Source organism: Microbulbifer aggregans (assembly GCF_001750105.1).
GTDB classification, from domain to species: Bacteria; Pseudomonadota; Gammaproteobacteria; order Pseudomonadales; family Cellvibrionaceae; genus Microbulbifer; species Microbulbifer aggregans.
The window spans coordinates 2,993,632-3,019,452 of record NZ_CP014143.1; the positions used below are offsets into that span (position 1 = coordinate 2,993,632).

Annotated in this window: 21 protein-coding genes and 1 tRNA gene; 8 read left to right on the plus strand and 14 right to left on the minus strand. The window is 58.4% G+C overall.

The window, feature by feature from the left end; translation table 11 throughout:
- From tmk to AUP74_RS13085, 10 genes are all read right to left on the minus strand, one after another.
- Window positions 1–630, minus strand: coding sequence for a dTMP kinase (tmk, locus tag AUP74_RS13040; RefSeq protein WP_069947954.1), 630 nt, complete (start codon window positions 628–630; stop codon window positions 1–3).
- Window positions 631–632: 2 nt separating this feature from the next.
- Entirely contained in the window at window positions 633–1,697 is a 1,065-nt protein-coding gene (mltG, locus tag AUP74_RS13045) for an endolytic transglycosylase MltG (RefSeq protein WP_226999792.1), read from the minus strand.
- On the minus strand, window positions 1,691–2,461 hold the full coding sequence (locus tag AUP74_RS13050) for an aminotransferase class IV (protein WP_069947955.1): 771 nt from the start codon (window positions 2,459–2,461) through the stop codon (window positions 1,691–1,693). Before AUP74_RS13050 ends, mltG begins: the two co-directional genes overlap by 7 nt.
- Before the next feature lie 51 nt (window positions 2,462–2,512).
- The gene (fabF, locus tag AUP74_RS13055; RefSeq protein WP_069947956.1) at window positions 2,513–3,754 is read right to left on the minus strand and encodes a beta-ketoacyl-ACP synthase II; all 1,242 of its coding nucleotides are present in this window, start codon (window positions 3,752–3,754) and stop codon (window positions 2,513–2,515) included.
- Window positions 3,755–3,946: 192 nt separating this feature from the next.
- Complete coding sequence (acpP, locus tag AUP74_RS13060) at window positions 3,947–4,183, minus strand: acyl carrier protein (RefSeq protein ID WP_067080870.1); 237 nt, start codon at window positions 4,181–4,183, stop codon at window positions 3,947–3,949.
- A gap of 224 nt (window positions 4,184–4,407) precedes the next feature.
- A complete protein-coding gene (gene fabG / locus AUP74_RS13065; protein ID WP_069947957.1) occupies window positions 4,408–5,163 on the minus strand; it encodes a 3-oxoacyl-ACP reductase FabG in 756 nt (251 codons plus the stop codon).
- Window positions 5,164–5,190: 27 nt separating this feature from the next.
- Window positions 5,191–6,135: an ACP S-malonyltransferase gene (fabD, locus tag AUP74_RS13070; RefSeq protein WP_069947958.1), complete on the minus strand. Its 945-nt coding sequence runs from the start codon at window positions 6,133–6,135 to the stop codon at window positions 5,191–5,193.
- Window positions 6,136–6,179: 44 nt separating this feature from the next.
- Window positions 6,180–7,166, minus strand: coding sequence for a phosphate acyltransferase PlsX (gene plsX, locus AUP74_RS13075; protein WP_226999945.1), 987 nt, complete (start codon window positions 7,164–7,166; stop codon window positions 6,180–6,182).
- Between the two features lie 27 nt (window positions 7,167–7,193).
- A complete protein-coding gene (gene rpmF, locus AUP74_RS13080) occupies window positions 7,194–7,385 on the minus strand; it encodes a 50S ribosomal protein L32 (protein WP_069947959.1) in 192 nt (63 codons plus the stop codon).
- A gap of 73 nt (window positions 7,386–7,458) precedes the next feature.
- The gene (locus AUP74_RS13085) at window positions 7,459–8,007 is read right to left on the minus strand and encodes a YceD family protein (protein ID WP_069947960.1); all 549 of its coding nucleotides are present in this window, start codon (window positions 8,005–8,007) and stop codon (window positions 7,459–7,461) included.
- A 200-nt stretch (window positions 8,008–8,207) separates the two neighbouring features.
- On the opposite strand from AUP74_RS13085, the gene AUP74_RS13090 reads away from it, so the two are divergent.
- Window positions 8,208–8,798, plus strand: a complete 591-nt coding sequence (locus AUP74_RS13090) for a Maf family protein (RefSeq protein WP_069947961.1) — start codon at window positions 8,208–8,210, stop codon at window positions 8,796–8,798.
- 24 nt (window positions 8,799–8,822) lie between these two features.
- On the opposite strand, the gene AUP74_RS13095 is transcribed toward AUP74_RS13090, so the two are convergent.
- Window positions 8,823–9,467 carry an HAD-IA family hydrolase gene (locus AUP74_RS13095; RefSeq protein ID WP_069947962.1) on the minus strand — a complete coding sequence of 215 codons (645 nt, stop codon included), beginning with the start codon at window positions 9,465–9,467 and terminating at the stop codon, window positions 8,823–8,825.
- 27 nt (window positions 9,468–9,494) lie between these two features.
- Window positions 9,495–10,517 (minus strand): 23S rRNA pseudouridine(955/2504/2580) synthase RluC, encoded by a 1,023-nt coding sequence (gene rluC / locus AUP74_RS13100; RefSeq protein WP_069948891.1) that lies wholly within the window; start codon window positions 10,515–10,517, stop codon window positions 9,495–9,497.
- 751 nt (window positions 10,518–11,268) lie between these two features.
- Here rluC and rne point away from each other — a divergent pair.
- The 4 genes from rne (at window position 11,269) to betA (ending at window position 18,816) form a co-directional block, all read left to right on the plus strand.
- Window positions 11,269–14,286: a ribonuclease E gene (gene rne, locus AUP74_RS13105; RefSeq protein WP_069947963.1), complete on the plus strand. Its 3,018-nt coding sequence runs from the start codon at window positions 11,269–11,271 to the stop codon at window positions 14,284–14,286.
- Between the two features lie 116 nt (window positions 14,287–14,402).
- Window positions 14,403–14,490 (plus strand) — tRNA-Ser (locus AUP74_RS13110).
- Between the two features lie 551 nt (window positions 14,491–15,041).
- Window positions 15,042–17,108, plus strand: a complete 2,067-nt coding sequence (gene betT / locus AUP74_RS13115) for a choline BCCT transporter BetT (RefSeq protein ID WP_069947964.1) — start codon at window positions 15,042–15,044, stop codon at window positions 17,106–17,108.
- A 10-nt stretch (window positions 17,109–17,118) separates the two neighbouring features.
- Window positions 17,119–18,816: a choline dehydrogenase gene (betA, locus tag AUP74_RS13120; protein WP_069947965.1), complete on the plus strand. Its 1,698-nt coding sequence runs from the start codon at window positions 17,119–17,121 to the stop codon at window positions 18,814–18,816.
- Between the two features lie 102 nt (window positions 18,817–18,918).
- Here the strand turns inward: betA and betB are convergent, their stop codons facing one another.
- On the minus strand, window positions 18,919–20,382 hold the full coding sequence (gene betB / locus AUP74_RS13125; protein ID WP_083260984.1) for a betaine-aldehyde dehydrogenase: 1,464 nt from the start codon (window positions 20,380–20,382) through the stop codon (window positions 18,919–18,921).
- A gap of 108 nt (window positions 20,383–20,490) precedes the next feature.
- Window positions 20,491–21,270, minus strand: coding sequence for a TorF family putative porin (locus tag AUP74_RS13130; RefSeq protein WP_158514572.1), 780 nt, complete (start codon window positions 21,268–21,270; stop codon window positions 20,491–20,493).
- Window positions 21,271–21,585: 315 nt separating this feature from the next.
- On the opposite strand from AUP74_RS13130, the gene AUP74_RS13135 reads away from it, so the two are divergent.
- The 3 genes from AUP74_RS13135 to AUP74_RS13145 are packed head-to-tail and all read left to right on the plus strand — an operon-like array spanning window position 21,586 to window position 25,819.
- The gene (locus AUP74_RS13135; protein ID WP_069947967.1) at window positions 21,586–22,296 is read left to right on the plus strand and encodes a TVP38/TMEM64 family protein; all 711 of its coding nucleotides are present in this window, start codon (window positions 21,586–21,588) and stop codon (window positions 22,294–22,296) included.
- Window positions 22,296–24,542, plus strand: a complete 2,247-nt coding sequence (locus tag AUP74_RS13140; protein ID WP_069947968.1) for a glucosidase family protein — start codon at window positions 22,296–22,298, stop codon at window positions 24,540–24,542. The genes AUP74_RS13135 and AUP74_RS13140 overlap by 1 nt, the downstream gene beginning before the upstream one ends.
- Entirely contained in the window at window positions 24,539–25,819 is a 1,281-nt protein-coding gene (locus AUP74_RS13145; RefSeq protein ID WP_069947969.1) for a glycosyltransferase, read from the plus strand. Before AUP74_RS13140 ends, AUP74_RS13145 begins: the two co-directional genes overlap by 4 nt.
- The last annotated feature ends 2 nt before the right edge of the window (window positions 25,820–25,821 follow it).

The following is a 25,821-nucleotide window of genomic DNA, read 5'->3' on the forward strand; positions in this document are numbered from 1 at the left end:
TCAGGGGTGTTTGAGCAGGCTTTCGAGCTCCACCGCCAGCCGCTGCTGCACTTCGTCGAGTGGACGCGCGGCGTTTACCACCGCGTATCGATCAGGCGCTGCGGCCGCGCGGGCAAGATAGGCATCGCGGACTTTGTGGAAGAACCCCAGCTTTTCACTCTCAAAGCGATCGGCAGCTCCAGTCTCTGCAGCCCGGGACAGCCCGATCTCGGGATCCAGGTCCAGCAGGAGCACCCGATCCGGCCTCAGGTCGCCCTGAACGGTTTGCTCCAGTTGCGCAATCAGGCCGCGGTCGAGGCCACGACCACCCCCCTGGTAGGCGTAGGTCGCATCAGTAAAGCGGTCGCAGATGACCCAGGCTCCCCGGGCAAGGGCTGGCCGAATAACCTGGGCCAGATGCTGCGCTCGCGCAGCAAACACCATCAGCAACTCTGCTGTGGGGTCGACGCTTTCCTCGCGATTTTCGAGTAACAGCGCCCTTAACTGCTCTGCCAGAGGCGTCCCACCCGGCTCTCGTGTCTGAATGAAGTCGATATCCCGCTCGCGCATCCAGTCGGTGATGAAACGCAGGTTGGTGGACTTCCCGACCCCTTCACCGCCCTCGAGGGTAATGAATCTTCCTTTCGGCATACTCAGTTCTCTTTCCCTGGGCTCGAGCGATAATCCGCGCGGCGCTTCAACTGGTACTCACGGACTGCGCGGTTGTGCTCAGCCAGGGTCGAAGAGAAATGATGGTAACCGTTCCCCTTGGCCACAAAGTACAGGCTGTCACCATCCTTCGGGTTCAGCGCTGCCCGGATAGCCTCCCGGCCCGGCAGTGCGATGGGAGTCGGCGGCAGCCCGTTGATGACATAGGTGTTATAGGGCGTGGCCTGACGGAGATGGGAACGCCGCAAGTCACCGTCAAAGTCCTCACCAAGCCCGTAGATCACCGTTGGATCTGTCTGCAGCCGCATACCGCGTTGCAGCCTGCGAACAAAGACACCGGCGATTTCATCCCGCTCTGACGGCTGACCGGTTTCCTTCTCGACCAGTGAGGCCAGAATCAGCGCCTCCTCCGGAGTGTCAAAGGGCAGCGCATCGCTGCGCTGCTCCCACTCATCTTCAAGCACCCTGCGCATGCGCTCATGCGCCTGCTTCAGCAGCTCAATATCCGTGGTGCCTGAGCGGTAAATATAGGTATCCGGAAATATCCAGCCCTCGAGACTGGGCGCATCAAGCCCCAGGGCCTCCAGGGCGCTCTCCGTTGACCCGCCGGCATCCGTTTGCACGACATTGCGGCCGGCGCGGATCTGGTCCAGAGCCTGCCGCGCCGTCCAGCCCTCAACCAGCGTCAACCGATAACGGGTCACGTCACCCCGGTGAAGACGGTCCACCAGGTCCATGGCATTCGTGCCCTTGGGCAACAGATACTCTCCGGCGTGAATGCCAGTCTTGTCCTGCCAGTATGCGTAGAGAAGTACCAGTCGCGGCCACTTCACCACCCCCTCCGACTGCAGTTGCCGCAATACCCTGGAAAGGTTACTGCCGGTTTCTACCTGAAACCGCAGCCCACCCTCTTCCACTGCCAGAGGCTGAACGAGACTTTTCTGAGCCCCCAGCGAGGCAATGCCAACGGTGACCAGAAGCAGAACTGAGCCTGCGAGCAGGAAACGCCAGGGCCGCTTTTTCTGTTTGCCTTTTTTCTTATCTACCACAGCTCTTCAACCACCAAATTCTGTAAACGAGATGTTTGCTGCCCAACCGCCCATTTGTGCGACCCGTTGAGCGCCCGCACGGGAATCACACCGCGAACACTGTTGCAGATCGCAACCTCTTGCGCCGCCTCAAGGCTTTCCAGGTCGAGAGAGGTCTCGACAATGGCCACCCTTTCCCTGAGCCAATCCCGCATGACTCCACGGACACCACAGTGTGCAAGGTCGGGCGTGACCCAGCGACCATCCTGCCAGAGCAGCAGATTACAGCGCAGCGTCTCTACAAGTAGCCCCCGGTCATCCAGCAGCAATCCATCGTGGAGGAGATCATTAAAGGGCAACTCCTCCATGGCGCGATTATATCGCGACCGGGCCAGCTCTTTGCAGCCCGCATTGGCACTTTCGCCACAGGGGAGTCGTGTCTCACAAAGATACAGGGTCACGCCCTTACCTAGACCTGCGGGAGCCACTAAAGGTTCTGCCCGCAGGTCCCAGTAGGGGCAGCCATCAAAGAGGCCGACGCGCAGGCGCAACCTGAGCTCGTGGTGGCTCAGGGACCCGAGCGCTTTACCAAGAAAGCGTCCGATACGGTCTAGAACGGACACCGACACCCGGTTACTCCGCATGAGGCGCGCACGATGATAGGGCCACAGGGGCACACTGCCGCGTGCGCCACGCATGGTTTCGAGAAGACCATGGGTAATCTGCGCATCATCGGGAAGGGAGCCAGAGGCCTGGCCATTGATGACTAGCAGGGGGAGATCCATCTGGAAATGCCAAAGACAAGCGCCCGTCGCGAATGACGGGCGCTCGGTGCGTTAAACGCGCTTGAAGATCAGAGAGCCGTTGGTGCCACCGAAGCCGAACGAGTTCGACAATACAGCATCGATGGACAGCTTCTGGGCCTCACCCGGTACCAGGTTGATACCAGCGCACGCCGAATCCGGATTTTCCAGATTGATCGTGGGCGGCGCTACCTGATCGCGGATCGCCAGAACGGAGAAAATTGCCTCAATGGCTCCCGCCGCACCCAGCAGATGACCGGTCATGGACTTGGTGGAGCTCACAGCAATGCCTTCGGCATTGTCGCCAAACACAGATCGCACTGCCTGGATCTCCGCCTTGTCTCCGAGCGGCGTTGAGGTGCCGTGGGCATTGATGTACTGAACTCCTTCAGGGCCCAGCTGAGCGTCGTTTAGCGCATTGCGCATAGACAGAGCTGCACCAGCCCCGTCCTCGGGGGGAGAGGTCATATGGTGAGCGTCGCCACTCATACCAAAGCCTGCGAGCTCTGCCAGAATCGTCGCACCGCGGGCCTTCGCGTGTTCATACTCCTCCAACACGAGGACACCTGCGCCCTCACCGAGAACAAACCCATCTCGATCCTGATCCCACGGCCGGCTGGCAGTCTTGGGGTCGTCATTGCGGGTAGAGAGTGCGCGAGCGGCACAGAAACCGCCGAGTCCCACGGGGGTGGTTACCATCTCAGCGCCACCGCAGACCATAACGTCAGCATCGCCGTATTGAATTGCCCGCAAGCCGAGGCCAACGGCATGGGTGCCGGTGGTACAGGCCGTCGTCGTGGAAAGGTTCGGGCCTTTCATTCCATATTTAATGGAAATGTTGCCGGCAACCATATTGATAATGGCCCCAGGGACAAAGAAGGGAGACACCCTGCGTGGGCCCCTCTCTGCGATCAGCATCGCATTTTCCTCGATCGCCGCAATTCCGCCCATGCCGGAACCGATGCAGGCACCAACACGGGGCGCATTGTCCTCAGTCACTTCCAGGCCGCTGTCCTCTACCGCCTGAATGGCCGCGACCATTCCATACTGCAAGAACATATCCATCTTGCGGGCGTCTTTGGCCGCCATGTACGGCGTCGGATCAAAGTCTTTCACCATCGCCGCAAAGCGGGTGGAAAAGGCAGAGACATCAAACTTATCAATCGGTGCGGCACCGCTGGTGCCCGCGAGGATTCCGGACCAGGTTTCATCTACGGTGTTGCCCAGCGGGCTCACCATTCCCATTCCGGTAACGACTACTCTTCTACGCGACACTCGTCTTCCCCCGAATATCTACTGTGCGCTGCACCTTTGGCCCGGCACTGCCGGACCTTGCGCCGAAGTGCAGTCACTTTTCCTTGGCGCTAATAAAACGAAAGCCGTTCTATGCAACATAGGACGGCTCTCGCAGTACACATGGTTTCGGGCACAGTGCGTCGACCCGTAACCTAAACTTCCCAGCTGGGATTAACCAAGGTTTTCCTTGATGTAATCGATAGCCAGCTGGACAGTTGTAATTTTTTCAGCTTCTTCGTCGGGAATTTCGGTTTCGAATTCCTCTTCGAGAGCCATTACCAACTCAACTGTGTCGAGGGAGTCAGCGCCCAGATCTTCAACAAAAGAGGCTTCAGGTTTTACGTCTTCTTCCTTAACGCCCAGCTGTTCAGCAACGATCTTTTTTACGCGCTCTTCAATGCTGCTCATGATTCAATTTAACTCCTAGTGGATAAAAATCTGTTGTGGTCGCTACTGCTTTCTTACTGTTTTTAACAAAAAAGTAAACGACCGGCTCACACAGCTTCCGGATAATGCGAGGCGGCATTGTACCCTGATTTTTTCGGGATGTAATGCACCGCCTCACACGGCCATCTGCAATTCTATAAAATCTTTAATAATCAGTGACTTAGATCAGCTTTTTAGAGCTGTTCTCAGCCCATATACATCCCGCCATTCACATGAATGGTCTCACCGGTCACGTAACCGCCTGCCTCACTGGCCAAAAAAGCGACAACGGATGCGATCTCCTCGGGGGCTCCAAGGCGACCGAGAGGAATTTTGCCCATCAGGGCTTCTCGCTGGGCTTCCGGTAAAACCTTGGTCATATCGGTATCGATAAAGCCCGGGGCAACGGTATTGACGGTGATGCCCCGTGAGCCTACCTCTGCAGCCAGTGAGCGGCCAAAGCCTGCAACACCCGCCTTGGTGGCAGCGTAGTTGCTCTGGCCCGGGTTGCCCATACTGCCAACCACGGAACTGATATTAATGATGCGACCCCAGCGCGCCTTGGTCATGTCTCGCAGGCAGGCTTTGCTGACGCGGTACACAGCGGTCAGGTTAGTCTCCAGAACAGACGCCCACTCATCATCTTTCATGCGCATCAGCAGGTTATCTTTGGTGATGCCGGCGTTGTTGACGAGAATTGTCGGTGCACCAAACTCAGCTTTCACGCTTTCCAGCAGGCCGGCCACGCTATCTGCACTGGTGACATCCAGCACCTTACCGCTACCTGCAATGCCTTTTTCGGCAAAGCGCTGGCTGATCTTTTCCGCCCCACCTTCGCTGGTTGCAGTGCCAATTACGATGGCGCCCTGCTCTCCCAGCATATCGGCAATTGCAGCGCCGATACCACGGCTGGCGCCAGTGACCAGAGCTACCCGGTCTTTTAAAGAAGTATTTAGTGTCATTCTGTCTCTCGCTCCCGTTTACTGGGATTACTGTGCAATCGTCTGCAGGGCTTCCTGCAGCTGGGCCGGCGCCTCAATATTGTGGCTGCTGAGCTGACGATCAATTCGCTTGGCGAGGCCCGCCAGGACTTTGCCCGGCCCACACTCAACGAGGATCTCAATGCCGTCCGCCGCCATCGACTGGACACAGGAAGTCCAACGAACGGGGCTGTAAATCTGCTCAACCATCAACTGCTTGATTGCCGCCGGGTCGGATTCTGTTTTGGCATGCACATTGTGCACAACCGGTACTTCCGGTGTGCGGAACTCTGTCGCATCAATCTGAGGTGCGAGCTTTTCTGCCGCCGGGCGCATCAACTCCGTATGGAAGGGGGCGCTGACCGGCAGCGGCATCGCTCTCTTGGCTCCTGCCGCCTTACAGGCTTCAATCGCCCGCTCAACTGCAGCACTGCTACCGGCAATCACGACCTGACCCGGAGAGTTATAGTTGACTGCCGCAACTACTTCACCCTGGGCAGACTCACGGCAGGCGGCCTCTACGGCTGCGTCATCCAGGCCGATGACCGCGGCCATCGCGCCCTCGCCCGCAGGCACCGCCTCCTGCATCAAGCGCCCGCGTTCACGAACAAGGCGCACCGCATCGGAGAAGTCGAGCACCCCGGCACATACCAGCGCGGACCACTCTCCGAGACTGTGACCGGCCATTCGGGCGGGGACTGCCCCACCGCGGGCTACCCACACGCGATACAGCGCCACACTGGCGGTAAGAAGAAGGGGTTGGGTGCGCTCAGTAAGGTTGATGTCCGCCTGCTCGCCATTCTGGCTTAAATCCCAGAGGTCGTAGCCGAGAACATCTGAGGCTTCGGAAAAAGTCTGCTGGACTTCAGGAAACTCAGCGGCCGCGTCCGCAAGCATACCTATCTGCTGCGAACCCTGACCGGGGAAAACGAATGCGAGCCGTGCACTGGTCATGGAACATCCTTTAACCTGGTTGGCGAAACGGGGCCGTGGCCTACTTACGGCGCCAGGGCCCGACTCAATCGGCCGGCGAGGTCCGCCTCGGCACACTCTTTGGCAGTAATCATGGCCCGGTAAAACGCCTCACTACTGGCGCCCCCGTGGCTCTTGATTACGTTGCCTTTTACCCCCAAAAAGCTGGCGCCATTATAGCGGGCGGGTTCCACCTGTGTACGCCATTTTCGCAACAGTTTTATGGCCAATTGGCCAAAAAAACGCTTGAATGGATTCTTGCGCTCAATCGTGAACGCTTTTTGACCCATGAGTCGGATCACGCCCTCTGCGGACTTCATGGCGACATTCCCCATCAGCCCATCACAGACGACGACATCGGCAACGCCGGTGAAAATATCGTGCCCCTCGACAAAGCCAAAGTAGTCAATGCTCGACTCGGATTCAAAAAGCTCCGCAGCACGCCGGATCTCTTCGGTGCCCTTATGTGGCTCCGCACCAATATTGAGCAGCGCCACTTTCAACTGCCGCTTTCCGGTATGGACGCGCTGGGCCTCGACTCCCATTCGCGCGAACTGGACCAGGTCCTCGGCCGAACAGTCAATATTCGCACCCAGGTCCAACAGAAAACAGGAGCCAGCCTCAGCGGGCAGTGATTTGCCCAGCGCCGGGCGACGCACACCCTCAATGGTTCCAAGGATGCTGCGACTGAGCGCAAGTAGTGCACCGGTGTTGCCCGATGTAACCATCGCATCTGCTTCGCCATCGGCAACGGCTTTCAGCGCACAGGCCATGGAAGAGTCACGCTTTCTACGTAGCGCATGAACCGGGTTGCACTCCTGGGTGACAACCTGCTCACAGGGAACGACCTCTAGACGGTCAGCGACAGAGGTGGAGTGGAATTCGCGGAGAAGATCCTGAAGCTGAGGTGCTGGTCCGTAGAGCTTCAGACTCGCCAGGGGGAATCGTTGAAGGAATCTTATGCAGGCCGGAACGACAGAGCGGGGACCTAAGTCCCCGCCCATCGCATCCACGGCCAATCGTAATTGGCTGGACAAACTTTACTCTTCTTCAGAGCCGCCGACTTCGATCACCTTGCGACCACGGTAGAAACCGTCTTTGGTCACGTGGTGACGACGATGCTTCTCGCCAGTAGTCGGATCGACGGACAGAGTCGCACCTGCGCCCAGGGCGTCGTGAGAACGACGCATGCCGCGACGGGAACGAGTCTTTTTGTTTTGCTGAACAGCCATGGCTTGCTCCTAAAATAACCAAATTACACTGGAACCGGGGCGCCTACCGGCGAGCCCAACCCGTCGGCAACCACTAGGATTTATCCGACGAACCCTTCAACTGTTCCAGCACTTTAAAGGGGTTTTCCCGCTGCTCTCCCTGCTCTTCGGACTTGTCAGCGAACTGGAACTTGTCGCGCGCGACACATTCCTCGTCGTGATAAGCCACCATGGGCAGGTTGAGCAAAATCTCATCTTCCAGGACCTGGTACAGGTTGAGCTCATCGCCATCCTGTATCACAGGGTCCAGATCCTTGGGCAGTGATTTACCCTGCTCCTCAGACCATACAATTCCCCAGTGCACGCCAGCCTCAACCGACTCTGGCATGGGCTGCAGGCATCGCTGACAGAGCAACTGCACGTTGCAACTGACCTTGCCTTCAACTGCCATATGACGATTCAGGTCACGGCCGAAAGTCAGTTCCGCGCGCACATCGCCGTCAACCGACTCAACTGCCGCAAGCAACCTGTCGAGGGCGCTTGCAGGCACAGTGCCGGAAAGCACCTGCTCCCGCTGTACCAACTTGCGGGCATCCACGATCTTTGGAATCGTATCCGCCTGCTGACTTGCACCTCCAGCCATTCTCAGAGCCTCCCTGAACACATCTGGCAAGGGCCCCTCTGAGCGGCCGGCGACGCCTCTGAGGGCACCGCGAACACTGGGGGTATCGACATAAGCGCGCAATTCTATGGACAAGCCATACCCTTGTCAAAACAATTCCACCGCCGCTACATTGGCCAGAAATCGGGCCTATCCACGCTGCCAGCCTCAGGAGAATATCCATGCCTCGCCAACTGATTCTAGCTTCCAGTTCTCCCTACCGCCGGCAACTGCTGCAACGACTCCAGCTACCGTTTGAATGCAGCTCACCCCATATAAATGAAGAAGCAACGGTCGGAGAGACTCCCGAAGCGCTGGCGGGACGCCTTGCCAGCGAAAAGGCGCAAGCACTGGCCGCCCGCTTTCCTGACGCGCTCATCATTGGCTCGGACCAGGTCGCGGACCTTCAGGGGCAGGCCCTGGGCAAACCGGGCAACCTGGAAACAGCCCGCGAACAGCTACTGGCATGCAGCGGTGAACAGGTTGTATTTCATACAGGGCTAAGCCTGCTGGATACCGCCACCGGCCAACAGCGCACCGAAGTGGACCGGTTTACCGTTCACTTCCGCAAACTCTCAGAGCAGCAGATTCTGAACTACCTGAACCGGGAACAGCCCTTTGATTGTGCCGGATCGTTCAAAGTGGAAGGGTTGGGGATCGCACTCTTCGAGAAAATGGAAGGATCAGACCACAATTCACTGATCGGACTCCCATTAATTCGACTGGTTAGCCTACTGAGTGAGTTCGGCCTGCCCCCGCTGGAGCAACCCTGACAACCGACCGAGAGCAGCCCGGCGTCAGGACACCAGAGGTGGCCAGCTAAGCAGCTCCGGAAAGTGATCGATGATTGCGCTGGGTCCACAGGCCTGCAGGCGCTCGGGATGGTGGACTCCGTAACTCACCCCTACGGCTGCCATATCCAGAGCCGCGGCCATCTGCAGGTCATAGACCGTATCGCCCACCATCACCGCTTCTTCTACCGGGATCCCGGTCTCCAGCAATAGCTCTCGCAACATCCGCGGATGCGGTTTTGACGCCGTCTCGTCAGCACACCGACTGGCAACGAACAGAGCACCCAGCCCGTGGTCTTCGAACTCGCGATTGAGCCCACGTCGACTCTTCCCGGTCGCCACGGCCAACTGATGGCCATCGCTCTGCAAGCGATCCAGAGTTTCGAGCACGCCATCGAAGAGCGGCAGGGGCTCAGAGCGCGCCGCCAGCCACTCATCCGCATAGAACTGGCGCATACTGTCCCGCTGCTCCATGGACGCCTCAGGAAAGAGGCTGCTCACCGCCTCTGGCAATCCGAGACCAATAATGTTGCCGATCGCCTCGGGGTGGAGCACCGGCAGCCCTGCGCGATCCGCAGCCCGCTGCATACAGAAGACAATACGGGCCTCGGAATTACAGACAGTACCGTCCCAATCAAGAATCACCAGCATCTCAGTCCTACCTCTCCAAATGCCTCGCTAGGCCTGTGCCGGAAGCTCAGCCCCGGAGCGCAGGTTGGACAAGACAAGCTCCAGCTCCTCCGAGAGAGGCGCCTCCACCTTAACCTTCTGCCCATCGGGCAAGGTACACCCGACAAGGGCAGAATGAAGAAACAGCCGCTTCAGACCTACAGCCCGAAAGGCCTTATTGACATCATCAGCGGTGTACTTGGCATCGCCCGCCAGCGGGCAGCCGACAAACTGTGCGTGAACCCGGATCTGATGAGTGCGCCCGGTCACCGGCTCAGCTGCGAGCAGGGTCGCACCCGAAAATCGCTCCAGCACCTGGAAACGCGTCTCGCTGGCCTTACCTTCCGGGTCAACAGAGACCATACGCTCTCCGCTCTTGAGCGTGTTTTTTCTCAGGGGCGCCTCTACCACCCGCCGCCCCCGGGGCCATTTACCGGCAGCCAGGGCCAGGTAGGATTTCTCCATGCGCCCGCCGCGCAACTCCGTCTGCACATGCTTTAGCACAGAGCGCTTGCGCGCCACCATGATCGCGCCACTGGTATCCCTGTCCAGCCGGTGCACCAGCTCCATGAACTGGCTTTCAGGAAACATCTGGCGAAGCACCTCAATCAGGCCCAACCGGACGCCGCTGCCACCATGCACTGCCAGGCCAGCCGGCTTATTGATGACCAGAAGCCCATTCGCATCATAGAGTATGGATTCTTGCACCAGCTGACGCAGCTGGTCCCCGGCCACCGGCGCTGGAGCCTGCTCTGCGGTCCGCACGGGCGGCACTCGCACCACATCTCCCGCCTGGAGCTTGTACTCCGCTTTCACTCGACCTTTATTGACGCGCACCTCACCCTTGCGGAGGATCCTGTAGATGCGCGAACGCGGCACACCTTTCAGGCGCGCCTGGAGAAAATTGTCGATCCGCTGGCCCGCCAGCTCACCCGGCACGGTGAGAAACTGGACACCGGGAGCACCGGATGTGGGAGTGGCTACAGATTTGCCGGCCCCTGAGGCATCGGCGGAGGGGTGTTTACTTCGCATCGGCGAATGATAGCGGGCCCAGGCTACCAATTGAAGCGCCCCTGCCCCCGTGCTATATTCGGCCGGCCTGAATTGGGCTGGTTTTCGGCGGTGTGCGGCACTATGAGGTAGCCACAGGCACCGCTCCAGAGAAAATACCGCCAATCGGCCGGTGCGTGCGACCAGCACGTCATCAACAAAACTCTGCCGGCCAGGTCGCTCACCTAGAGAATATTACGGAGCACCTCGTCGGCCACAAGGTCCCGCCTAACAGCGGGTGTTTATGCGAAGGTAAGACGGGCTGAAGCCCGCAGCGCTTGAAGTTAAGACTCAATCAGTTACGTCCCGCTCTGTCGACATGTGCCAGCGACCGCACTGGCAACCCGGAAAGCATCGGTAACCCGGCTTCCGGAGACACAAAATAGATGACCAGAGGGCCCGGCCAAAAGCCAGCCGGAACAGAGCCTTGAAAAGACGTAAACCTCGCCGCCCGAGTTACCAAGAAATCGGGGCGGCGCCCGGGAGTACCGCCTCTGTGAGGCCGGAGCGAAACCGGGTAGTACTGAAACAGTGGTGCTAAAGGTGCCAACGGGTTTCGCGATGCTATGCGCGCCCGGAGTTTAAGCAGTGAGACTGCCCCTGATCTCCCCCGCAAACGCCGGGTGGAGATTCAGAGTCCGTCCCTGCCCGCCCCACGCCTGTGCGCGGGGCCACAAAGAGCCTGCGAACTTCAGTGTCCTGCCTTTGCGCAAAGCAAGGACTAACGACACGCATGAAGAGAATGCTGATCAACGCAACTCAACCTGAAGAGTTGCGCGTTGCCCTGGTCGACGGCCAGTGGCTGTACGACCTCGATATCGAAAACCGCACCCGCCAGCAGAAAAAGGCGAACATCTACAAGGGCAAGATCACCCGCGTAGAACCCTCTCTCGAAGCTGCCTTCGTCGACTACGGCGAGGAGCGTCATGGCTTCCTCCCCCTCAAGGAAATTTCCCGCGAGTACTTCCTGAAGCAGCCCAAAGACATCGAGGGTCGCGTCAAGATCAAAGACGTGGTCAAGGAAGGAATGGAGGTCATTGTCCAGGTGGACAAAGAGGAGCGCGGCAACAAAGGCGCGGCCCTGACCACATTCATCAGCCTCGCCGGTCGCTACCTGGTGCTGATGCCGAACAATCCCCGCGCCGGTGGCATCTCCCGCCGCATCGAAGGTGATGAGCGCTCGGATCTGCGCGATGCCCTCTCAGAGGTCGAAGTACCCTCGGGCATGGGTATCATCGTGCGTACCGCCGGCGTAGGCCGCAGCGGTGAAGAGCTTCAGTGGGACCTCAATTACCTCCTGCAGCTCTGGGATGCCATCAAAACTGAAGCTGACACCTCCAAGGCGCCGCATTTCCTGTTCCAGGAGAGCAACGTCATCATTCGCGCAATCCGCGATTACATGCGCGATGACATCGGTGAGGTCATCGTCGATGACAAGGGTGCCTACCAGCTGGCGGCGGAATTTGCCCGCCAGGTGATGCCCCAGTACGCCAGCAAGGTGAAGTATTACGAAGACGCCATTCCGCTCTTCAATCGCTACCAGATCGAAAGCCAGATCGAGACCGCCTTTGAGCGCGAAGTGAAGCTGCCGTCCGGCGGCTCCATCGTCATCGACGTGACCGAGGCCCTGGTATCCATCGACATCAACTCCTCCCGCGCCACCAAAGGTGGGGATATCGAGGAGACCGCCCGCAATATCAACCTGGAGGCGGCAGACGAGATCGCTCGCCAGCTGCGCCTGCGTGATATGGGTGGCCTGGTGGTCATCGATTTCATCGATATGCAGAACAAGTCCAACCAGCGTGAAGTCGAAAAGCGCATGGAGAAGGCCCTGAGCATGGACCGCGCCCGCGTCCAGATCGGCCGCATCTCCCGCTTCGGCCTCCTGGAGATGTCGCGACAGCGCCTGCGCCCCTCCCTTGGCGAGACCACCTTCCGCGTCTGCCCCCGCTGTAGCGGCCAGGGCACCATTCGCGGTACCAAGTCGCTCGCACTCTCCATCCTGAGACTGGTGGAGGAAGAGGCCAAGAAAGAGCGCAGTGCTGAGATTCGCGCGATCTGCCCGGTGAACGTGGCGACCTACCTGCTCAATGAGAAGCGCGGTGCGATTTCCAATATCGAAGCTCGTAACAAGACCCGTGTAGTCGTGGTGCCCAATGCGGAACTGGAAACGCCGCACTTCGAGGTTCAGCGTCTTCGTGATGACGACACCGCCACGCTGGAAACCTCTTACAAGATCGCCGGCACAATCGAAGACACCACCGCCAAGGCTGAAGAGGAGCCGCTGCGCCCGATCGCCCAGCCGGCTGTACAGCAGATCACACACACCGCTCCTGCTCCGACTCCGGTGGCCAAGCCGAAGAAGAAGGAAAAAGAAGAGGAAAAGGCCGAGCCCGGCCTGATCAAGCGCCTGATTGCCGCTATCGCCGCCCTGTTCTCTGGCGAAGAGGAGACCACTAAGAAGCACAAGAAGACCAAGGGTCGCGGCAAGAACTACCAGCAGCGCAACCGTGGCCAGCGCCGCGGTGGTCGTGGCAATCGTGGCCAGCGTCGCCGTGAGGAAGGTGACAAGCGCGAACAGGCCCGTGATGAAAAACGTGCGGACAAACGCGAGGAACGCAAGCAGGACAAGCGCGAAGAGCGTAAAGAGGACAAGCGCGAGGAGTCCAGGGACGAGACCAGTGCCGAGCGTCCCCAGCGCCGTCGTCGCCGTCGTCGCGGTGGAGAAGGACGCCGTCGTCGGGAAGAACAGCAGGCCACTGCCACCGAGCAGGAAAACCAGGTGGTAGAAGAAGCTACGGAGGAATCCGTTGCGTCTTCCACTGATGAACAGCGTCCTGCGCGTCGCCCCAGTAATGTACGCGGCCGCCCACAGCCCCGTCGCCGTGGACGCCGGGGCGGCAACGCCGCTGCAGCAGCCGTGGCCCAGAACCAGGAAGAGCTGAACCAGGAGGTTAACGAGGCGATCGACGAAGCCGAGGGTGAGGCCAAGGTTTCCGCTGACAAGCAACGCTCTCAGAAAGACAAGACCCAGGCCCCTGAAGCATCTGTGCCCGCAGAGACTGCGGAAACTGCAAAGCCGGCCGCTGCAGAGCCTCAGGCTGAGAAGAAGCGCAAGCCGACTCCCGCAGCACAGCCGCAGGCTGAAGTAGTCGAGCCCCAGCAGAAAGAGCAGCCTGAAGAGCGCCCAGCCCCCGAGGCGACTGCTCCGGCCGAGGTTACTGAGACCGCACCTTCTGCCACTCCCGAGAAGGTCCAGGCCCCGGTAGCCGCTGAAAAAGCCGCACCGAAAGCTGAACCGGAAGCGGCGGAGCAGGCACCGGTAGCGGAGAGCGAGACGCTTGCGGAACAGGCGGTTGCTGAAGTTGCCGCTGAAGAGCCCGCACCTGTTAAAGGAGAGGACGCCGAAAAGGCAAAGGTGGACTACGCCACTTCCGAGGCCGAGGAATTTGCTCTGGATGTTGCCGCAGAGGAAGCGCCTTCTGTGACCACCGCAGCTGAGGCTCCGGCCGCCGAGCAAGCCCCGATGACTCGCGCCAGCAACGATCCGCGGGTAAATCCCCGGCCATTGCAGGAGCTTGCGATCGTGACCGAGCATCGCGATATCGGCGAACTCCGCCCGCTGGATACTGCGCAACCCGCTGGCATCCAGCACGCACCGCGCCAGCTGGAACGCCCCGCCAATGATCCGCGGGTCTCCCGCCGGGCGGAGCAGGCCAACGACAGCGGTAACGACGCCGAGGTAGGCTGATGATCTGGCTTAGCCGCATTTTGTTCAAAAATGCGGCTAAGCCATTGAACTAGCTAAAAAAATTGTCCGCGCCCTTGTACCCGTAAATCGTCCCGGTATAATGCGCCAGACAAATTGGTGGGGTGGCTGAGTGGTCGAAAGCGGCGGTCTTGAAAACCGTTGACTGTAACAGGTCCCAGGGTTCGAATCCCTGCCCCACCGCCATATAAAGAAACCCGGCTCATGCCGGGTTTTTTTATATGTGGTTGGGTAGATTTGGATGAGAACCCCGTTCGAGTCGGAGCGGGCACAGCCCGCGAAGACCAGCGAGCGCAGCGAAGCTAATCCCGTCGACGAATCGCCCGGGTACAAGCCAGCTTAAGCCGGGCCTCTTTTTGTGTGGTCGGAGGTAGATTTAGATGAGAACCCCGCTCGAGCCGGAGCGGGCACAGCCCGCGAAGACCAGCGAGGGCCGCGAAACCAACCCCTGCCCCTTGATCCCAATCCCTCTCCCCTCTCTCAGGCCCAATCAGACTAGCGCTAAAGCGGCAAAGCTAACCCCATCCCGAATCCTTCTTAATTATCTGCCGCAATTAAAACCCATCGACTCACATCCAATCACCATAGCGTCTCTAAAGCTTTTCAGCGCCCCGCGGCCGATCCTCGATGAGGAACATCTGAAACGGTGACTCGCACTCCTGCACTGCTGAGCGGCTGGAAGTAAGGCATTTCCCGCTGGTCTATGCTGATGGCACAAGTTTATATATGTGACCGCCATGCATAGTCCAAAACCCTCAGCTGAGTCATCCGCTGCAACTTCTGAAGAAGCGCAAATTAAGAAATTGGTGTTCTATGGTTCGGTGATTGGCATCGTGCTGTTCTCCCTCTGGGCGATGATTTTCACCGAACAAGCCACCAATGTGATCTACGCGGTTTTGGCGTGGATCTCAGGGAGCTTTGGCTGGCTCTACTTTCTTGCCATCGTCTCTTATCTTGCTTTCGTTATCTTCATCGCCTTTTCCGACTATGGAGACATCAAACTTGGACCGGATCATGCCGAGCCTGAATTCAACATTGTCACCTGGGCGGCCATGCTGTTTGCTGCGGGTATCGGCATTGATCTGATTTTCTACTGTATCGTCGAGCCGGTGACCCAATTCATGGCGCCGCCGGTTGGTGACGGGGGCACGGAAGCGGCGGCGCGGCAGGCAATGGCGATCACGTTCCTACACTGGGGCCTATCGGGATGGGGCGTCTATACGCTCGTCGGTATGGCGCTCGCCTTCTTCAGTTATCGCCATGGGTTACCCCTTACGATTCGCTCCGCCTTATACCCGTTGTTCGGCAAAAGGATTTACGGACCGATCGGCAACGCTGTGGATATTGCGGCAGTGCTGGGCACCGTCTTTGGCGTGGCAACAAGCCTCGGCATTGGCATTATCCAGCTCAATTTCGGCCTCAAATACATGTTCGGGGTGCCGGAGGGGACGTTTACCCAGTCTGTGCTGGCCCTGCTGATTGTGGTGTTTGCGGCTATTTCAGCGGCAACAGGTGTGGAACGGGGTATCCGTCGGCTATCCGAATTCAACATGCTGCTGGCCATTTTGTTGATGCTGTTTGTTCTATTCACCGGGCAAACGCGATTCCTGCTGGATGCCTTCGTCACCAATATGGGCGATTACCTGCAAAACTTTGTCGAGATGTCGTTCAACACCTTCGCTTTTGATCCCCCTCAGGACTGGCTCAATGCCTGGACAATCTTCTTCTGGGCCTGGTGGATCGCATGGGGTCCCTTTGTGGGCCTGTTCCTGGCGCGTATCTCTCGCGGTCGCACCATCCGCTCATTTGTTGCTGGGACCCTGATTCTGCCATTTATGTTCATGGCGGCCTGGATGTCGATTATGGGGAACTCGGCGATCGATATGGTCCTGGGCGGGGCCTCTGAGTTCGGCGAACAGGCGATGGCCAATCCAGGTTCGGCAATTTATCTGTTCCTGGAACAGATGCCCTGGACGCTACTGACCACCATTGTGGTAACCATTCTCTCTATTGTGTTCTTTGTCACTTCCGGAGACTCCGGCTCTCTGGTGCTATCAAACCTCACCTGTCGCCTTGAGGATCCGAATCACGACGCCCCTCCCTGGATGCGGATTCTCTGGGCCGCCATCATCGGTATCGTCACCGTCGCGCTACTGATGACTGACGGCCTCGCCGCACTGCAGAGCGCAGTCGTGATTATGGGGTTGCCATTCGCATTCGTATTGATCCTGATGATGCTGGGTTTACTGAAAGCACTTCGCCTTGAGGGACTCAAAACGGCCAGTATGCAGGATGCACTCTCCGGCCATCTCTCTGGCAGAACCGTTTCACGCGAAGGTCAAAGTAACTGGACCCAGCGCCTCACACGAGCCATGAGCTTCCCCACTCTCAAGCAGGTAGAACAGTTTATTGAGAAAACGGTACGCCCGGCCTTTGAAGCCGTCGGACAGGAACTGGCCGAGAAAGGTTACGAAGTCGATATATCGGGCGAAACCGGTGGCGAACCAAACCTGTCTCTCAATGTCGATCTAGGCAAGGAGGTCGATTTCACCTACCAGGTCTGGCCTCGGCAGTGCTCAATGCCCGCCTTCACCTTGCGCGCGGAGAAGCCCCGATCCACCTATTACCGCCTCGAACCACATCTTCGGGAGGGTGGTTTGACCTACGACCTGATGGGCTACACACGCGAGCAGGTCATTGGTGACATTGTCGACCACTTTGAAGCGCACCTGCAGTACCTGCATATGAAGCGCGAACTTTCCTCACGCCCCCCGGGCGAAGAAAACGAGCCGGGGCCAGCATAGGGGGCAACCGATGAGCGAGCAAAAATTGGACGAGAGCTTTGACTATATCGTGGTCGGCGCTGGCTCAGCGGGTTCGGTGCTGGCCAGCCGGTTGACAGCGGACCGGGACAACAGCCTGTTGTTGCTGGAATTTGGCGGCAAGGATAATTCTATATTTATCCAGATGCCTTCGGCATTTTCTATTCCACTCAACATGCCGAAATACGACTGGGAGTTTTACACCGAACCGGAGCCTGGCTTGCATGGCAGACGGATTCATCAGGCAAGAGGAAAAGTGATCGGTGGATCTTCGTCCATCAATGGCATGGCATTTGTGCGTGGCTGCGCGGGTGATTATGAGGAGTGGGTAGAGCACGGTGCAGACGGCTGGGGCTATCGGGATGTCCTGCCCTATTTCCGGCGTGCGGAGACCTGTGTCTATGGTGGCGATGAGTACCGCGGTGACCAGGGGCCTATCACCACCTGCAACGGCAACAACATGCAAAACCCGCTCTATCGCGCTTTCATCGAGGCGGGCAAGCAGGCAGGCTACGGGTTTACCGAGGATTACAACGGCTTTCGTCAGGAAGGCTTCGGTAAAATGGATATGTCAGTCCGTGATGGCGTCCGCTGTTCTACTGCCCTCGCCTATCTCAAGCCCGCCCTCAACCGCAACAATCTCACCCTGAAGATGCACGCTCTGACCACCAGGGTCATTATGGATGGCAAGCGTGCAATAGGGGTGGAGTATCGCCAGGGGGACAAGACATTTCGCGCACGGGCCAAGCGCGAGGTAATACTCTCGGCCAGCGCTTTCAACTCACCCAAACTCCTGATGCTGTCTGGCATAGGCCCGGCAGAGCACCTCAAGGAACACGGTATTGAGGTAGTGCACGATTTACCCGGTGTGGGCCAGAACCTGCATGACCATCTGGAAGTCTGGGTCCAGCAGGAATGCAAGCAGAACATCACGCTGAATGGGTGGTTGGGTCCCCTTGGAAAGGCGTGGATTGGCATCAACTGGCTGCTATTCAAGCGCGGCCTTGGCGCCTCCAATCATTTTGAATCTAACGGATACATCCGCACCAGGGCCGGCCTGAAATGGCCTGATATCCAATATCACTTTCTTGCCGGTGCCATTGCCTACGACGGCTCCAGTGCGGTCAAGGGTCACGGCTTCCAGGTCCATTTGGGGTGCAATAAACCCAGGAGCCGCGGCTGGGTCAAGCTCAAGTCTGCAGATCCGGCGCAAGCACCGGAAATGTTCTTCAACTATCTGCAGCACGAGGAGGACAAACAGGATTTCCGCATCGCGCTCCATTTAACCCGTGAAATCTTCGCTCAGGAAGCGATGGATCCCTACCGGGGAAAGGAGATTGCGCCCGGACCGGATGTACAGTCCGACGACGAGATCGACAACTGGTTGGCAGAGTCCGCAGAGACGGCCTACCACCCTGCCGGGAGCTGTCGTATGGGTACCGATGAAATGGCCGTGGTTGATCCCGAATGCCGCGTCCGGGGTGTCGAGAACCTCCGTGTGATCGACTCCTCGATCATGCCGACCGTAACCAACGGCAACCTCAACGCGCCCACCATCATGATTGGCGAAAAAGGTGCCGATCATGTACTGGGCAAAGGTATGCTGGCCTCATCCGACGCTGAGAGCTATGTTGCGGATTCGTGGGAAAGTCGTCAGAGGGTGGGAGAACCGCAGCGCCCGCTCAAATAGGGTTAGCCCCTCAAGTCGGGCTGATAGTAAGGTGCGGGCACAGGGCCGACTGTGCTCGCTAACTTCCGTGTTGCTTGTGCCAGTAAGGTTTCTTTGCCAGCCCTAGTAGGGGGCGTCAACATCCCCTTCCGCGACATAGACCGTCTTGAACTTGGCGTAATGCTCAAAGGCCCGCCTGCTGTTTTCCTTGCCGATTCCCGACTGTTTGAAGCCGCCGAATGGCATCTCCACCGGGGTCAGGTTGTAGGCATTGATCCAGACAATACCGGCCTCGATAGCGGCCGCAACCCGGTGCGCGCGCTGTATATCGCGGGTGAAGACTCCGCCGGCGAGGCCGAATTCGGTGTTATTGGCTCGCTTCAGCACTTCCTCTTCATCTGCAAAGCTGAGGAGTGAGAGCACCGGGCCAAAGATTTCCTCGCGCACGATGGTCATATCGTCACTGAGACCATCAAAGATGGTTGGTTGCACAAAGTTGCCTTTTTCGTGACCCGGAACATTGGCCCGCCCTCCGCCAACCAGAACCTTACCGCCTTCCTCTTTGCCTTTTTCCAGGTAGTTCAGGACACTTTGCATGTGGTCCGCGCTGATCATCGGGCCTACATCAGTACTGGGGTCTAGAGGGTCACCCAGCTTTAGCCGCTCCGTTCGGGCAACCAGTTTCTCAACGAACGCATCCTTGATTTTCTCATGCACGAATACCCGGGTGCTGTTGGTACAGATCTGTCCCTGGGTATAGAAGTTACCGAGCATCGCTGCCCCGACGGCGTTATCAAGGTGTGCGTCATCGAAGACGATCAGAGGGGATTTCCCCCCCAACTCCAGCGTGACCGACTTGAGGCTGTCCGCGGCAGCTTTCATCACTATCTTGCCGGTGCCCACTTCCCCGGTGAGGGAAACTTTGGCTACCGCCGGATGCGTTGTCAGGGACTTTCCAGTCTCAGCAAATCCCTGCACTACATTGAAGACTCCGTCCGGCAGGCCAGCCTCTTTAAACAGCTCCGCAAGTCGCAGTGCGGACAGCGGAGTCAGTTCTGCAGGCTTGAATACCATCGCATTGCCCGCGGCGAGCGCTGGCGCCGCCTTCCAGGCAGCAATCTGTAGCGGATAATTCCAGGCTCCGATACCTGCACAGATGCCAAGTGGCTCCGGACGTGTGTAAAAGAACCCACCCGGTACTGCCTGATACTCACCCTGTAGTGATGCGGCCTGCCCGCCGAAATATTCCAGGCAGTCGGCTGCCGAACCCACGTCTGCCTCCGGAGTTTCAGCCAGTGGCTTGCCGCCATCGAGAGATTCCAGCCGAGCCAGCTCATCGCTATGCTCCCGCAGCAGATTTGCCGTTCGGACCAGTATCCGTCCTCTCTCAGCACTGCCCAGCGCCCCCCATTCCGACTGGCCCTGGCGAGCAGACTCGAGCGCCCGTTCCACATCCTCCGAGCCCGCCAGGGCTACTTTGCAGATTACCTCCCCGCTTGCCGGGTTAATCGTTTCAAAATAGTCACCTGTGGCAGGCTCAACATACTTGCCATGTATCCACAAAAGTCGATCGTCCAGTTCCGACATGGGGCTCTCCGGGAAAAGTTTATCTGGGGAGTCATTTCACTTGGCGCGGGGAGATGGAATGCTGGCCAGAGCCGGTCAGTTGCTCATTGCACTCCCCGTCTCGCGAACTTAAAAGTTCCGGGTAATACCAAGTACAAATTCGCCATCGGTCAGCTTGCGGCTGGCGAGGAATGGATCAACACCATCAGTGTCATACCAGCGGAGACCAATGCTCCAGTCGTCAATGGCCCAGTCTATGCCTGCATCCCAGTAGACGAAGTCAAGGTTGTCAAAAGAGGAGTCGAAAGCCTGTTCACCGAACCTCACGGAAGCAGAGACATTCTTCGGGAACTGGTAGGAAAAAGTCACCTCGTAGGCAATGCCGCTGACATCATCGAGGAAATCTTCACCAAAGTAATTTTCCGCATACCAGATACTGGGGCTAACGGAAAACTTGTCTTTGGTGTAAGTCACGTAGACATAAATCTCCCCATAGTCCAGATCAAATGCGGACTTTGGGTAGTTGTAGGACCAGTAGCCGATATCGAAGCTGAAGTCACTTTCCCCGAAATTGCCGGCAAACCCAAAATACGGATCCAGCTCCATGCTATTGCCAGGCCCGCCAAAGTTGGTGTTGGACGCCCAGAGACCAGCATAGAAGCCAACATCATGGGACCAGTTCATATCTCCCTGGACTGCCGGGCCATCATTCGAATTGGAGATGCTGCGGAACATGTAGTTAGAGGTTATGAGGACGCTACCGCCGAAAGTACCAAAGGAGGACTCCTCTTCACCCTCAGTCTCCGGTTCGGGCTCATCGCCACTGGCAGCAATTAACTGTCCGCAAAAACCACAAGAGAGCCCAAACAAAACAACAGCCAGCACTCTGCGTAGCTCAGATTTTTCCATGACATCTTCCCTGAACTGCAAACTTCCTCTATCGAGGAAGAAAATTTCCCTAAACCTTAGGTATATGTGAGCACGGCCTATTTGCAACCGGTTGATGGAGACTGGCGCATCCCGCAACGAACCGAAATGGGGTTGACTTGAACGGATCAGCGACAAGGTCCTCCGCCCAAACCCCTCTTCAAGCCATCCAGCCTCTGTGGTTACCGCTATCGGTAAGATGGTGTGTGACTGGCCTGGCCACACCATCCTCCGACCTTGTCTAGGCTATAGGTTGGCACCTTTTAAACCAGCCCGGAGTCAATCCCGAGTCTTCTTATGCAGGCCAGGCATAAATACCTCTTGTTCCTCGCGGGCTGCGTGCTGGTGGTGACCGCCGCAGTTGGCCTGTTGGTCTATTTCGACCTGGATGACCAGTTGATTGAGCTGCTGCAGTGGCTGGAGAGCAAGGGCTGGCAAGCGAGCCTTCTGTTCATACTGATCATGGCCCTGGCAATCGTGGTGCTGGCGCCCGGCGTCATCTTCACAATGGGGGCCGGCTTCGTATTCGGGGTCGTCAAAGGCACCATTTTCGTGGTCGTCGGTACCGTTCTCGGCGCCACCATCGCTTTCCTGATCGCACGCTACTTGTTTGGTGAACGCCCTTCCCGCTGGCTGATGTCCCATGTTCGCCCGCCGAACCTGGGCGAGGTCATGCGCCGGGAAGGCTGGCGGATGATTATGCTGACACGCCTTGTGCCGCTCTTTCCTTTTAAGTTATCGAACTACTTTTTTGGTCTGACTCCGGTTCGACTGAAGGACTTCGTCATCGGCAACTTCATTGGCGTCATCCCGCTCACCGTCAACAATGTGTATGTAGGCTCCATCGCCGCGGATCTGGCGACGCTTGGCCAGACAGGGGCGGAACGCACGCCTGTTCAGTGGGCCCTTTATGGACTGGGCTTTGTGCTGGCGGTTATCGCCCTGATTGGACTGACTCGAATGGCTCGCCGTGCTCTGGCGGAAAAGATTGAGGAAGAGGATCTCTAATGCCCTGGATGAAATGGCTGCCCTGGCGCTTCTTCGTACGGAAATTTGCAACATCGCACGGGTTTCTCGATCCACTGTCCGTAATGGCGCGGATGCAGCGCTTCGCACAGCCCTCAGAAGTGGCAGAACCCATCGAGTTGTTGCGTGCCGGTGTCATCTTCCATGCCCGCGCGTTGATGAACAGCAAGGTTATCCAACACAACCTGGACTGGGTATGGCCCTACTGGGTCGAACGGCAATTTGACCCGGCCGATGAGTCCTTTATCCCGCGGGCTTTTTCCATCACGCATTGCAATCTCAGTCACCGCAACTGGACCGCGGTCGGGGTTCCCGACTGCGAGGAAATGCCTGTCGTTGACCCCCGTGGATTACTGACGCCCCATTACGATGGCTGGTCTGTGGATGCCTGGTTAATGGCGGACAATGGCGAAGCCCTGGTTCCCGCCAAGGTCAGGGACTGCGAACAGCAACTCGACATTCGTGAAGACAACATCGCCGTAATCACCGACTGCAAACTCGGTGAACTCCGGCTTCGCAACACCGCGCTGGTGGAACGCGAGGCCAGCGACAGCGTATGCCGGCTCAATCTTCAGGGGCAGAGCCCCTCCGGTGGCTGGTTGGTCGTCTCTCTGAGACCATATAACCCCGAAGGGGTCAGTTTCCTTCACAAGGTCCGGCTCGGAGACAATCGTCGCCAGTGGCTGGTAGAAGACAAATTCGCATTGGAATTCGACCGCGCTGTGGAGCACCACCTGGCATCAGACTACCGTCACGGGGACGTCTACCTTGACCTGAATAATCAGGGCGGCAGGACCCACGGTGAGTGTGAGGTCGGTATGGCCACCGCAGCCGCAATGTTTCGTGTCGAACCGGGCCAGCCGCTGGATATCTCGGTGAAAATTCCACTGCACTCCGGGCGCCACGAATCACAGCTGCCGCCAAGCTGGCAGGAGAACCTGAAGAATCACTGTCAGTTGCAGGTGCCTGATCGCGAATTGCAGTTTATGTATGACGCAGCGATCCGAACGCTGATCCTGCATTCCCCGACAGATGTATACCCGGGGCCCTATACCTACAAGCGCTTCTGGTTCCGCGATGCGGCCTTCATGATTCAGTCGCTGCTCCACGCGGGGCTGGTGGAGCGGGCAGAACGCGCTCTCGATCAGTTCCCCAAGCGACAAAAGCGTGACGGCTTCTTCCACTCTCAGGATGGCGAATGGGATTCCAATGGTGAGGCCCTGTGGATATTCGACCTGTTCTGCCAGCTCACTAACAAACCCCTGAAAAGTGCCTGGCACGAACCCGTGCTGAAGGGCGCTCGCTGGATCGACAAAAAGCGCCTGCAGAAGGACGGCTCACCCTGCGGTGGGCTTCTTCCCGCAGGCTTTAGCGCCGAGCACCTGGGACCTAACGACTGCTATTACTGGGATGACTTCTGGGGTGTGGCCGGTCAGCGTGCCGCTGCGGCAATGTGTGATCGCGACGGGCTCAGTGCAGAGGGTAAGGAATTCTCCCGACAGGCGGATGATTTCCAGCAAACCATCGACGACAGTCTCAACGCCTGCGCTGAGCGTCTGGGACGTCCGGCGATGCCGGCCTCACCCAACCGGCGACTGGATGCCGGCGCCATCGGCTCCATTGCGGCAGGTTACCCGCTGCAGCTCTACCCTGAGAAGGATCCGCGGCTACTGGACCTGGCTGAATTCCTGATGGAAAAGTGTTTCGTCAGCGGCGGCTTTTTCCAGGATATGATTCACTCCGGAATCAATGCCTACCTGACCCTGCATATTGCCCAGGTGCTTCTCAGGGCGGGTGATCCGCGTTGCGTTGAACTGATGCGCAATGTGGCCCGATTGGCCTCTCCCACCGGGCAATGGCCGGAGGCGATCCACCCGCATTCCTTTGGTGGCTGCATGGGTGATGGCCAACACGCCTGGGCCGCCGCCGAGTGGGTGGCAATGCAGAGAAACTGTTTCGTTCGTGAGGAGGGCGACCTGCTGGTTCTCGCCAGCGGCTTGCCACCTGAGTGGCTGGCAGATAGCGCCGCAGAGAAACCGATCCGCTTTGGCCCTGCCCTCACACGCTTCGGCGTCATTACACTGGAGATTCAGCCGGGAAGCACCCCGCGGGTTTCATGGAAGGCAGACTGGTATCACGGTGAACCGCTGATGCACGTTAGAGCACTTGGATACGCTCCTGTTGAGGTGCAACACGGCCAACAAAGCGTGGAGCTCACAGCCCAGTGAACATCGTCATGCTCACCAACACCTACCTGCCGCATGTCGGCGGGGTAGCCCGCTCGGTTGCCGCGTTCAGCGCAGAGTACCAAAAACGCGGTCACCGGGTATTGGTAGTGGCCCCTACTTTTGCTCACACCGATCCAACCGAAAAAGGCGTGCTGCGCATTCACGCGCTGCAAAATTTCAACGGCAGCGACTTTTCCGTGGCACTGCCGTTTTCCGGGGATCTCACTGAACGCCTGGATGAATTCCGGCCCGACATCGTGCATTCCCACCACCCGTTTCTACTGGGAATGACCGCACTGCGCATCGCCCGCTCCAGGGAACTGCCCCTGGTGTTTACCCATCACACGCTCTACGAGCGTTACACCCATTACGTGCCGGCCGACTCTCAGGTACTGAAGCGCTTTGTCATCGAGCTGGCCACCCGTTATGCCAATCTTTCCAGTCTGGTTTTCGCTCCGAGCCAGAGTATCGCCGAGCTGCTCCGCGCCCGCGGCGTTTCCACACCAATTGCAGAGGTTCCCACCGGCGTCGCTTCGGAGCAGTTCGAACCCGCCGATGGCGACGCGGCACGCCGCGAATACGGTATCCCGAAAGACGCTTTTCTGCTCGGGCACCTGGGTCGTTTGGCGCCGGAGAAAAATCTGGAGTTCCTGTCCGGCGCGGTAGCAGAATTCATGCATGAGCACGAGCACTGTCACTTCCTGCTCGTCGGTAGTGGGCCCAGCAGCCGGGCCATCGAAAACCTGTTTCGGTCTCGTGGCCTGGGAGACCGTTTGCATATGCCGGGGACGCTCCAGGGCGCTGAACAACGCAATGCCTACCGGGCCATGGATGCCTTTGTCTTCGCTTCCACCAGTGAGACCCAGGGTATGGTGCTGACCGAGGCCATGGCTGCGGGCACCCCGGTCATCGCCCTCGACGCCAACGGTACCAGGGAGGTGGTAAAGGAGCGGATCAATGGTTGCCTGGTCCTTAATGAGACCAGGGGGGATTTCGTGAGTGCCATCGAGTGGCTCTACCAGCAGCCACCTGCGGAGAAGGAGGCGATCCGCAAGGCCGCGCTCGAGACCGCCGAAAGCTTCTCCATGGAAAACTGTGCCGAAAGAGCCCTCTCACTCTACCAGCCGCTGCTCCGGCAGGAATGGGCCATCGACGACTCGCTCTACGCGCAGTGGATGCGGCTCCGCAACCTGATCGGCGCCCAGTGGGACATCATCGAGGGCGTCACCAGCGCGGCTGGTGCAGCCTTTAACCACACCCAGCCGCGGTCCTCCTGACC

Excerpts from the sequence above, each read along its gene's own strand:
- AUP74_RS13130 (WP_158514572.1), bottom strand. The coding sequence starts at position 21,270 with ATGGAAAAATCTGAGCTACGCAGAGTGCTGGCTGTTGTTTTGTTTGGG.
- AUP74_RS13050 (WP_069947955.1), bottom strand. The coding sequence starts at position 2,461 with ATGGATCTCCCCCTGCTAGTCATCAATGGCCAGGCCTCTGGCTCCCTT.
- fabG (WP_069947957.1), bottom strand. The coding sequence starts at position 5,163 with ATGACACTAAATACTTCTTTAAAAGACCGGGTAGCTCTGGTCACTGGC.
- rpmF (WP_069947959.1), bottom strand. The coding sequence starts at position 7,385 with ATGGCTGTTCAGCAAAACAAAAAGACTCGTTCCCGTCGCGGCATGCGT.
- tmk (WP_069947954.1), bottom strand. The coding sequence starts at position 630 with ATGCCGAAAGGAAGATTCATTACCCTCGAGGGCGGTGAAGGGGTCGGG.
- rluC (WP_069948891.1), bottom strand. The coding sequence starts at position 10,517 with ATGCGAAGTAAACACCCCTCCGCCGATGCCTCAGGGGCCGGCAAATCT.
- betT (WP_069947964.1), top strand. The coding sequence starts at position 15,042 with ATGCATAGTCCAAAACCCTCAGCTGAGTCATCCGCTGCAACTTCTGAA.
- AUP74_RS13140 (WP_069947968.1), top strand. The coding sequence starts at position 22,296 with ATGCCCTGGATGAAATGGCTGCCCTGGCGCTTCTTCGTACGGAAATTT.
- rne (WP_069947963.1), top strand. The coding sequence starts at position 11,269 with ATGAAGAGAATGCTGATCAACGCAACTCAACCTGAAGAGTTGCGCGTT.
- AUP74_RS13095 (WP_069947962.1), bottom strand. The coding sequence starts at position 9,467 with ATGCTGGTGATTCTTGATTGGGACGGTACTGTCTGTAATTCCGAGGCC.
- AUP74_RS13135 (WP_069947967.1), top strand. The coding sequence starts at position 21,586 with ATGCAGGCCAGGCATAAATACCTCTTGTTCCTCGCGGGCTGCGTGCTG.
- AUP74_RS13085 (WP_069947960.1), bottom strand. The coding sequence starts at position 8,007 with ATGGCTGGAGGTGCAAGTCAGCAGGCGGATACGATTCCAAAGATCGTG.
- fabD (WP_069947958.1), bottom strand. The coding sequence starts at position 6,135 with ATGACCAGTGCACGGCTCGCATTCGTTTTCCCCGGTCAGGGTTCGCAG.
- AUP74_RS13090 (WP_069947961.1), top strand. The coding sequence starts at position 8,208 with ATGCCTCGCCAACTGATTCTAGCTTCCAGTTCTCCCTACCGCCGGCAA.
- acpP (WP_067080870.1), bottom strand. The coding sequence starts at position 4,183 with ATGAGCAGCATTGAAGAGCGCGTAAAAAAGATCGTTGCTGAACAGCTG.
- betB (WP_083260984.1), bottom strand. The coding sequence starts at position 20,382 with ATGTCGGAACTGGACGATCGACTTTTGTGGATACATGGCAAGTATGTT.
- betA (WP_069947965.1), top strand. The coding sequence starts at position 17,119 with ATGAGCGAGCAAAAATTGGACGAGAGCTTTGACTATATCGTGGTCGGC.